Source organism: Pseudoxanthomonas sp. Root630 (genome assembly GCF_001427585.1).
GTDB lineage: Bacteria > Pseudomonadota > Gammaproteobacteria > Xanthomonadales > Xanthomonadaceae > Pseudoxanthomonas_A.
On record NZ_LMGY01000002.1, the window covers coordinates 135,169 to 145,564 of the forward strand.

A 10,396-nucleotide genomic window follows, 5' to 3' on the forward strand; every position below is an offset into this window, starting at 1 on the left:
CGACACAAGGAAATTCAGCCCTAAGTTCGATCATTTCTGGAGCAATGTCTGTGACAATCTCAAGGAGAAGAGAAATGCATCTGCCTACGCGAAATGGCGAGAGAAAAAAGTCCCCTGATCTATCCGTAGATAGGACTCCGGGACCAGCGACCATATTTCCTCTGCGTCTCACCGTTGAGTCAGCTCTAAGAAGGTTGATTTTGAAAGTGCCTTAGCGGGTCAGCGAATTCCTCGCGGACAATCCGCATCCAATCATGAACCTCCGGCCCTTCCTATCGTTGGCTTACGCCAACCACGGAAGCAGCCCGGATGTCAGTTATCACCCTCACCAAGCGGCTCGTCGCGACTGCCCAGTCCAAGGATCGCGCGTACGAGCTCAGGGACACGCAGATGCGCGGTCTCCTGCTACGGGTGCAGCCCAGCGGGCATAAAGCCTGGGTCGTCACCTGGGAGCACGGGAAGCGTCGCACCCTGGGGTCTGCTGGGCACCTGACCCTCGAGGAAGCACGGGGGATCTCCCGCAAGATCATCGCGGAGTACATCCAAATCGGGCTGCCCAGCATCGCCAAGCCCGCCGCCCGAAGATCACCCGCTCTGAACCATCCACAGCCGGGTTCATTTTGCGGGTTGACTAGCCTACCTATTGGTAGGTAGATTCCCCGCACCACATCACAGAGGACCGCTATGGGCATTTCACCGATCGGCTGGCTCCACACACTGGGAAGCCTCCCTGCCATCCCGCTTGCGGTCTACATGCTGCTCAAGCACGGACGGATCGTTCCCGAGACCAACGCCGGGCGCGCCTACTTCTGGTTCATGCTGGTGGGCGTGCTCACGGTCTATCCCATCGCGCATCAGCCGGTGAGCTCCATCGTCGCGACAATCACCCTGGCGTTCCTCTTGGTCGGGTACGGCATCGCGCTGTGGCGCCCAGCCAAGCGACTGTGGACGTACCTCCAGACGATTTCGCTGAGCATCACCGTGTTCCTGCTGATGGTGCCCACGGTGAGTGAGAGCCTGCGCAGGCTTCCCGTCGGCGATCCGCTGGTGACAGACTTGAAGGACCCGCTGCTGCTGGGTGTCCAGGGCGCTCTGTTCCTGGCGCTGATCGTCGGCATCCCACTGCAGGTACGAGCGCTGTACAAGCAGCGCGCCCTTCGAGACCAGGTAGCCCGTTGATGTCGTCCGCAGAAGCCCAGCCCCCGTATTCACCGAAGGCCCAGGAGATCATCCAGCGGACCAACGAGCTGCTGGCTGCGGGTGGGTACAACGGCTTCAGCTATGCCGACATCGCCGAACTGGTCGATGTCAGGAAGGCCAGCATCCATCACCATTTCCCGGCCAAGGTGGACCTGGTCAAGGCAACCGTCGCGCAACACCGGCACGCGATGCGGCAAGGCCTGCAGTCGCTCCAGCAATCGATTCCCGATCCCTACGCGCGACTGGTCGCCTACAGCCGCTATTGGGCCGACTGCATCCAGGAGTCGAATCCTCCCATCTGCATCTGCGCACTTCTCGCCGCCGAACTGCCGAGCATCCCGGCAGAGGTCGCCGAAGAGGTCACCGGTCACTTCAATGACCTGCAGACCTGGCTCGCACAGACCATGACAGAGGGCGCGACGAAGGGCGTGATGCACCTGACCGAAACGCCCTCTGAAGAAGCGGCGATGTTCATGGCATCGATCCACGGCGCGATGCTCTCGGCACGAGCTACCGGCAACGCGCTGCTGTTCTGGCAGATCGCGAGGCTGACGACGGACCGCCTGAGGGCCGACTGACGCCCCGGGCGCCCTCGCGACGTCGGCTTCCCGGCTACAAACTGCGTGTCGGCCTTGCGACCTCTGGAATACAGGTGCTCGTCTGCGTTCCCGCTCACTTGCTCGTGATCCTGCGCGTACGTACTAGACTATCTCCATCACCGCCAGGCCAAGGATCGCGCCATGCCGTACTGGAATGCCCTTCGTTCCATCCGCCGATCGGCATCCCTCCGCCTGGTTGCGCTCTGCCTGGCTCTGCCTGCCGTTCCTGCGATGGCGCAGACCGAACTGCCTGGCGTGGTCGTCACCGCAAAGCCGCATACCACGGTGCGCGGCGGCTACGAGGTGTCAGGCGACTTCAAAGTCGACCCGCGGATGCCGTACGTCGTCTTCGCAGCGCAGCCTCTGGTCGCCGGCGACATCCTGAAGGTGCAGCCGATCCACCTCGGTGATGATGCCTATCTGGTACTTCAGGAATGCGCCTCCCCCGATTGCAGCCTGGCGCGCGTCGTGCGCGTCTGGAGCCCACTGGGCTCGACGGCGCATGGCGGCAAAGAGGACCAGGTACGGATCCAGCACGAGAACAAGTACTTCCTCTGGCTGAAAAAACTTCCGGGCTTCTTCTCGCCACCCTGCTTCGGCTGCAGCACCCACTACGGTTCGTTCAAGTACGAGAGCCCACCCCTGGTACTCGTGCCGACCGGGACCCTGGCCGCGTATGCAGGCAAGCGTCTGGAATTGCCCGAGTACGTCGACCCGATCCCGGTCGAATCGCACCGTCACGACGGCACTTATTTCCACGTGACGTATGCCGGCGGTACCCGCATCCGCGTGCAGCGCTTGCGTGCCGTGGCCGATCAGCGCGACGAGGCACAGGAAGCCGGTTCGACCGGTGGCCAGCCGTGAGCATGCTGCGGAGAGGATGAAACACGCAGCGGCGGCTGCGACACTGGCAGCCCCACGTCGTGGAACACGGACATGCAGGGCCTCAACAACCTCCTCCTCAACACCGACAGCTACAAAGCCAGCCACTGGCTGCAATATCCACCGGACACCGACGCCACGTTCTTCTACGTGGAGTCGCGCGGCGGCATCCACGACCGCACCGTGTTCTTCGGCCTGCAGGCCATCCTGAAGGAGTACCTGGCCAAGCCGGTGACGCATGCCGACGTGGACGAGGCGCGCGATGTCTTCGCCGCGCATGGCGAGCCCTTCAACGAAGCTGGCTGGCGCGACATCGTCGATCGCCACGGCGGTTACCTGCCGATCCGCATTCGCGCGGTGCCGGAAGGCAGCGTGGTGCCGACGCACGAAGCGCTGATGACGATCGAGTCGACGGACCCTCACGCGTTCTGGGTGCCGTCCTATCTCGAGACGATGCTGCTGCGTATCTGGTATCCCATCACCGTGGCGACGATCAGCTGGCATGCCAAGCAGACGATCCGCCAGTTCCTGGAGCGCACCAGCGACGATCCCGCGGGCCAGTTGCCCTTCAAGCTGCACGACTTCGGCGCCCGCGGCGTATCCAGCCTGGAGTCCGCCGCCATCGGCGGCGCCGCGCACCTGGTCAACTTCCTGGGCACCGACACCGTGTCGGGCCTGATGCTGGCGAAGGCGCATTACCACGAGCCGATGGCGGGCTATTCGATCCCCGCCGCCGAGCACAGCACCATCACCAGCTGGGGGCGCAACAACGAGGTCGAGGCGTATCGCAACATGCTGCGGCAGTTCGCCAAACCCGGCTCGATCGTCGCGGTGGTGTCGGACAGCTACGACATCTTCCATGCCATCCGCGAGCATTGGGGCACGACGCTGAAGCAGGAGGTCATCGATTCCGGCGCCACCGTCGTCATCCGTCCCGACTCGGGCGATCCGGTCGCCGTCGTCCACCAGTGCCTGGACCTGCTGGACGACGCTTTCGGCCATACCGTCAACGGCAAGGGTTACAAGGTGTTGAACCACGTGCGGGTGATCCAGGGCGATGGCATCAACCCCACCAGCATCCGCGCCATCCTCGAACGCATCACCAGCGCCGGCTACGCCACCGACAACCTCGCCTTCGGCATGGGCGGCGCGCTGCTGCAGCGGCTGGACCGCGACACCCAGAAGTTCGCGTTGAAGTGCTCCGCCGCGCGCGTGGCCGGCGAATGGATCGACGTGTACAAGGACCCGGTCACCGACAAGGGCAAGCAGAGCAAGCGCGGCCGCATGACGCTGTTGCGGCATCGCGAGTACGGCGGCTTCCGCACGGTGCCGGTGCCGGCGACGGCCGCATCGCTCGATGACGTGGAAAAGCCCGCGGGCTACGACGACGCGATGGTCACCGTGTGGGAAGACGGACGCCTGGTGCGCGACTGGACCTTCGCAGAGATCCGCGCGCGCGCGGAGGCGGCGCGGCTGTAGGCGTCGCGTACCCTCTTCACCAGAACACGGCGTACAGCGCGGTGAGGATCGCCAGCACCGCGACCGCGCCGACGTTGAACGCGCCGCCCGTGCGGTAGTCGACATCGCGCGTCTGGATGATGTCCTTTTCCGGCGCATGCGGCGTCGCCAGCGACACGACGACGGCCAGTGCCAGCGCCAGCAGGAACACCAGGCCGACGCGGTCGATGAAGGGCAGCGCCGGCCACGCCAGCTTCAGCACGATGGACAGCGCGAACGAACCGATCGCCGCCGCCAGCGCGCCGGCCTCGTTGGCGCGCTTCCAGAACAGGCCCAGGACGAAGATCACCACGATGCCCGGGGTGAAGAAGCCGGTGTATTCCTGGATGTACTGGAACGCCTGGTCGAAGCTGCCGAGGAGCGGTTTGGCCGCGAGGATGCCGAGCACGACGGTCACGACCGCGGCGATGCGGCCCACGCGCACCAGCGTGGCCTCGCTGTGCTGGCGTTTGCCCTTGGCGTAGAAATCCAGGGTGAAGATCGTCGCCACCGAATTGATCTTCGAGGCCAGCGACGCGACGATCGCCGCCACCAGCGCGGCGAACACCAGGCCGAGGATGCCGGTAGGCAGCAGGCGCATCATCGTCGGATAGGCCTGGTCGGGCTTGTCCAGGCCCGGCGCCAGCATCACTGCGGCGATGCCGGGCAGCACGACGATCACCGGCATCAGCAGTTTGAGGAAGGCGGCGAACAGCACGCCCTTCTGCGCCTCGCCGATGTCCTTCGCGGCGAGCGCGCGCTGGATGATGTACTGGTTGAAGCCCCAGTAGCTGATGTTCATGATCCACATGCCGCCGATCAGCACGCAGAGGCCCGGCAGGTCCTTGTAGAACGGGTTGTCCTTGTCGAGGATCATCTCGAAGTGGCCCGGCTGCGCGGCCCAGAGCTTGTGGAAGCCGGCGACGACACCGGCGCCCTCGCCCAGTTCGTTGAGCGTGAGGCCCGCGACCAGCAGGCCGCCCAGCACCAGCAGCGATACCTGCACGATGTCGGTCAACGCGACCGCCTTCAACCCGCCATAGAGCTGGTACAGCAGCGCGAACACGCCGATCAGCACCACCGCCAGCATCTGGTCCATGCCGGTGACCTGCGACACCGCGATGGCGCCCAGCCACAGGATCGAGGTGACGTTGACGAACACGTACAGCCCCAGCCAGAACACGGCCATCAGGGTGCGGATGCGCGTGCCGTACCGTTGTTCGAGGAATTGCGGCATCGTGTAGATGCCGTTGCGTAGGAACACCGGCAGGAACCACTTGCCGACGATCAGCAGCGTGGCCGCCGCCATCCATTCGTACGACGCGATGGCCAGGCCGATGGCGTAGCCCGAGCCGGACATGCCGATGATCTGCTCGGCGGAGATGTTGGCCGCGATCAGCGACGCGCCGATGGCCCACCACGGCAGCGACTTGCTGGCGAGGAAGTAGTCCTTCGCATCCTTGGTGTGCCCGGCCTTCTCGCGCGAGACCCATTGCGCGAGCACGAAGATGCCGGCCAGGTAGGCCAGCACGATGGCGATATCCAGTCCCGACAGTGTCATCCCGCTCCCCTTCCCCGTTCGTTTGCCATTGCAGGCGATCCGGACGCCCGCGCGCCCGGATCACCCATTGCGGTCAGCGTGCGCAATCCACGGTCTGTTCCGCTTGGTCCAGCGCACCCAGCGCCACGCGCGATACAGAAATCGTCATCGTCCCGGCGGTGCCGACGGACCACGGACGATCCAGCTTGGCGACATCCGCACCCGCCTTGGCCAGGCACTTCAGGGGCACGCCGACACGCGTCCACTGGCCGGCGGGCAGTTTCACCAGCGTCGGTGCGAGCGCCACGCGCGCGGTGCATCCGGTGCCGCAGCCGACCGACAACCAGGCGTCGCCGCTGGGCGCGGCATCCACGCGCAGCGTGGTCAGCAGCATCACGTCGCCGTTGCTTTCGCGCTGCAGGTCGAGCGCCGTGTGCGACTGCAACGCCGCGACCGCTTCGCCCTTGCCCGACCAGGCCAGACGGCGCGCGTCTTCCTGCGCCAGATGGTCCACGCCGGTGACCTTCAACCGCTCGCCGTCGAGCGCCTCCGGCACCTTGGTGACCGTCACGCCCTGCCCATCCGCGGTTTCGAGCCGCAACGCCATGCCGGAACCGGCATCGCCGCGCGCGAAGAACACGCCGGTCGCGCCTTCGTCGCCGCTCACGCCGGAGTCTTCCGGCAATACAGCCAGGTCGCCCTTGTCGGCGTAGGTCAGGCCGAAGCCGAACGCGAACAGCGGGTCGTAGCCTTCCTGCCCCACGTTGTTGGCGTACTGCGTGGCCGTGCGCGGCCAGCTGAAGCTCAGCTTGCCCTTGAAGTCGTGCTGCACACCGCCATCGGCCTTGCGCAGCAGCACGTCGGCGATGCCCGCGCCTTCCGAACCCGGCAGCCAGGCGGCCACGAACGCATCGGCCGCGTTGATCTCGCGGTTCATCCACAGCGGGCGCCCGCTCAGGAACACCGCGACCACCGGAATGCCCTCGGCCTTCAGCCGCTTGATCAACGCCAGGTCGGCGTCATCGCCCGGCTTGTAGAGCAGCGTCTGCAGGTCACCCTGGAACTCCGCGTACGGGTTCTCGCCGAACACGACCACCGCGACGTCGGGCTTCTGCGTGTACTTGCCGTCGATGGCGAGGATGGCTTCACCGCCCGCCGCCTTCGCCTGCTGCGCGATGCCTTCGTAGATCGAGTCCGCGTTCGGGAAATCCTTGCGCGTGGTGCCCGTGCCCTGCCAGTTGAGCGTCCAGCCGCCGGCCTGCTTGCCGACATCGTTCGCGCCGTCACCGGCGACCAGGATGCGCTGCTTCGGCGCCAGCGGCAGCACGCCACCGGCGTTCTTCAGCAGCACCAGCGATTCGCGCACGGCCTGGCGTGCGACGTCGCGGTGCTCCGCCGAACCGAGCAGTGCGAACTGCCCACCCACCGCGCGCGTCGAGGGCTTGCCCGCCTCGAACAGGCCCAGGCGGAACTTCACCCGCAGGATGCGACGCACCGCGTCATCCAACCGCGCCTGGCTGATCGTGCCGGCCTTCACCGCCGCCAGCGTGGTCTCGTAGAAGCCCTTCCAGCTGTCCGACGCCATCGCCATGTCGAGGCCGGCGTTGATCGTGGCCGGGCAATCGGTGTTGGTGCAGCCCTTCACCTGGCCGTGGCCGTTCCAGTCGCCGACCACGAATCCGCCGAAGTGCATGCGGCCCTTCAGCGCGTCGGTCAGGTACGGCTTGTGGCCGTGCATCTTCTCGCCGTTGACGCTGTTGAACGACGCCATCACCGTCTGCGCGCCGGCCGCGATCGCCGGCGGATAGCCGGCGCCATGGATGCGCACCAGGTCGGCTTCGCTGATCTTCGTATCGCCCTGGTCCTTGCCGTTCGTGGTGCCGCCGTCGCCGAGGAAGTGCTTCACCGAGGCGATCACGTGGCGGCCGTCGAGGAAGCCCGGCGTGCCGACCTTGCCCTGCAGGCCCTCGACCATCGCACCCGCATAGCTGGCCACGATCTCGGGCGATTCCGAATAGCCTTCGTACGAACGGCCCCAGCGGTCGTCCTGCGGCACCGCCACGGTCGGGGCGAACGCCCACTCCATGCCGGTGGTGCGCGTCTCCAGCGCGGTGACCTCGCCGATCCGGCGCAGCAGATCCGGATTGCGCGTCGCACCCAGGCCGATGTTGTGCGGGAACAGCGTGGCGCCGACGATGTTGCTCTGCCCGTGCACGGCATCGATGCCGAAGATCACCGGGATCGCCTTGCCACCCTGCGACGTGTCCATCGAGGCTTCGTAGAAGGCATCGGCCAGCGCCAGCCACTCGGCCGGCGACGCGTCGTAGCGCCCGCCGGGATCGGAGTTGCCGCCGGCGAGGATCGAGCCGAGCCGGTACTTGCGCACGTCGTCCGGCGTGATGCTGGCGATGTCGCCCTGCACCAACTGGCCGACTTTTTCTTCCACCGTCATCGTGGCCATCACGTCGGTGATGCGCTTCTCGAGTGCGGTGTCCTCGGCCAGCGGCCAGGCGACCTGCGGCCACGGATTGGCATCGGCGGCGGTCGCGGGCGCGGCCGCCTTGTCGTCGCCCTTGCAGGCGACCAGCGCCAGCACCAGCGCGGCCAACAGCGCGCCGTGGCGCATGCGCAGGGGATTCCTGTTCGTCATCGTCTTCATCCTTCCATCTGCTCCAGTTCCTTGCCTTTGGTCTCGTGGATGAACCGCCGGACCAGGAAGAAGCTGATCACGGCGCAGACCCCGTAGAAAGTGTAGCTGGCGGCCAGGCCCAGGCCCGATGCCATCAGCGGGAAACTCTGCGCGATGAGGTAGTTGGCGAACCATTGGGCAAACCCGCACACGGCCAGCGCCGAGCCGCGGATCTGGTTGGGGAACATCTCGCCCAGCATCACCCACATCACCGGGCCCCAGGACACATTGAAGAAGATCACGTAGAGATTGGCGGCCACCACCGCGACCACGCCCATCTGCTGGGACAGCACCAGCGTGCCTGCCGCGTCCAGCGTGCCTTGGCTGAAGGCATAGACCATCACGAACAGGGTGACGGCCATGCCTGCGGAACCGATCAGCAGCAGGGGCTTGCGGCCGATCTTGTCGATCAGCGCGATGGTGACGAAACAGGCCGCGATCGACACCGCGCCCGAGCCGATATTGATCAGCAGCGCGTCGCTCTCGGTGAAGCCGGCCAGCTGCCAGAGCGTCGCTCCGTAGTAGAAGATCACGTTGATGCCGACCAGTTGCTGGAACACCGCCAGCAACAGGCCGGCCCAGACGATGGCGCGGATGCCGAGGAAGCCGCGGCCACCTTTCGGGGTGAGGACATCGCTCAGGCGCGGCCGATGGTCGACGGAAAAGCTGGCTTGGATCTCGGCCATCTTCGTGGACGCCTCGGTAGGCCCCAACAGGCGGGTGAGCACCGCGTTGGCGTCCGCGAGGCGCCCCTTGGACACCAGGTAGCGGGGGCTTTCCGGAATGAAGAACAGGGTGACCAGGAACACCGCGGCCGGGACCGCCTGCATCAGGTACATCCAGCGCCACGCCTCGATCCCGCCCCAGAACGCCTCCGTGGAGCTGCCTGCTGCCGCAGCGAGGTAGTAGTTGACCAGGAAGGCCAGTGTCAGGCCGGTGATGATCATGATCTGCTGCGCCGTGGTCATGCGGCCGCGGATGCTGGCCGGCACGACTTCGGAGATGTAGGCGGGCGAGAGCACCGAGGCGGCCCCGACGGCCATGCCGCCCAGGATGCGCGCCATCACGAAGATGCCCTGGCTATGCGCAAACCCCTGGATCAGCGCGCCGACCAGGAACAGGATGGCCGCCAGCCGCATCACGTTGCGACGCCCCATGCGATCGGCCAGGGTGCCGGCGAAGAAGGCGCCGACGAAGCAGCCGATCAACAACGAGCCGACGGTGAAGCCCAAGCCGGCGTCGTCCAGGGCGAATGCGCTCTTGAGGCCGGGCTGGGTGCCGTTTACCGCACCGCTGTCGTAACCGAAAAGCAGTCCGCCGATGGTGGCGACGCAGCTGATCAAGATGATCAGACCGGTGTTGTGGCCACCGGCAGATGGTGTTGCTGGCACGCTGGACATGCTGTTCCCTCCCAGGAATGGTGATCGCCGCGCTCAGCGCAGCAGATACTGGTTGAGCAGGTTTTCGTAACGCTCCTGCTTGCCGCTGGTCTGCCTGGGCTCGCCCTGCGCGGCGGCCAGCGCCGCCAGATCGGCCAGGCCCAACGCACCGGTCTCGAAATCCTTGCCCTTGCCGCTGTCGAAGCTGGCGTAGCGCTCCTTGCGCCATTGCTCCCACGGCGACTCGGTCAGCAGCGCGTGCGCTACTTCCAGCCCGCGCGCGAACGCATCCATGCCGCCGATGTGGGCGATGAACAGGTCTTCCAGGTCGGTCGATTCGCGACGCACCTTGGCATCGAAGTTCAACCCGCCTTCCAGCCCGCCCTGGCGCAGCACCACCAGCATCGCGCCGACGGTGTCGTACAGATCGGTGGGGAACTGGTCGGTGTCCCAGCCGTTCTGCGCGTTGCCGCGGTTGGCATCGATGCTGCCCAGCAGCCCGTGGTCGGACGCCACCTGCAGGTCGTGCTCGAAGGTATGGCCCGAGAGCGTGGCGTGGTTGGCCTCGATGTTGAGCTTGAAGTCCTTCTCCAGCCCATGCTCCTTCAGG

General features: G+C 65.9%; 7 protein-coding genes and 1 pseudogene. 4 read left to right on the forward strand and 4 right to left on the reverse strand.

Annotated elements, in window-relative coordinates; translation table 11 throughout:
- Nucleotides 1-753 precede the first annotated feature (753 nt).
- The 4 genes from ASD72_RS03565 (at nucleotide 754) to ASD72_RS03580 (ending at nucleotide 4,160) form a co-directional block, all read left to right on the forward strand.
- A complete protein-coding gene (locus ASD72_RS03565; RefSeq protein WP_235577925.1) occupies nucleotides 754-1,179 on the forward strand; it encodes a hypothetical protein in 426 nt (141 codons plus the stop codon).
- Nucleotides 1,179-1,778, forward strand: a complete 600-nt coding sequence (locus ASD72_RS03570; protein WP_056878605.1) for a TetR/AcrR family transcriptional regulator — start codon at nucleotides 1,179-1,181, stop codon at nucleotides 1,776-1,778. The genes ASD72_RS03565 and ASD72_RS03570 overlap by 1 nt, the downstream gene beginning before the upstream one ends.
- A 162-nt stretch (nucleotides 1,779-1,940) precedes the next feature.
- A complete protein-coding gene (locus ASD72_RS03575) occupies nucleotides 1,941-2,663 on the forward strand; it encodes a hypothetical protein (protein WP_155944448.1) in 723 nt (240 codons plus the stop codon).
- A 72-nt stretch (nucleotides 2,664-2,735) separates the two neighbouring features.
- Nucleotides 2,736-4,160, forward strand: a complete 1,425-nt coding sequence (locus ASD72_RS03580; RefSeq protein WP_056878607.1) for a nicotinate phosphoribosyltransferase — start codon at nucleotides 2,736-2,738, stop codon at nucleotides 4,158-4,160.
- A gap of 16 nt (nucleotides 4,161-4,176) precedes the next feature.
- Here the strand turns inward: ASD72_RS03580 and ASD72_RS03585 are convergent, their stop codons facing one another.
- The 4 genes and pseudogenes from ASD72_RS03585 to ASD72_RS03600 all read right to left on the reverse strand — a co-directional run.
- Entirely contained in the window at nucleotides 4,177-5,739 is a 1,563-nt protein-coding gene (locus ASD72_RS03585; protein WP_056878608.1) for a sodium/sugar symporter, read from the reverse strand.
- A 73-nt stretch (nucleotides 5,740-5,812) separates the two neighbouring features.
- A complete protein-coding gene (locus tag ASD72_RS03590; protein ID WP_056878625.1) occupies nucleotides 5,813-8,368 on the reverse strand; it encodes an exo 1,3/1,4-beta-D-glucan glucohydrolase in 2,556 nt (851 codons plus the stop codon).
- A gap of 5 nt (nucleotides 8,369-8,373) precedes the next feature.
- The gene (locus tag ASD72_RS03595) at nucleotides 8,374-9,807 is read right to left on the reverse strand and encodes a sugar porter family MFS transporter (RefSeq protein WP_056878609.1); all 1,434 of its coding nucleotides are present in this window, start codon (nucleotides 9,805-9,807) and stop codon (nucleotides 8,374-8,376) included.
- Nucleotides 9,808-9,840: 33 nt separating this feature from the next.
- Nucleotides 9,841-10,396, reverse strand: a pseudogene (locus ASD72_RS03600) (xylose isomerase); the annotation flags it as partial.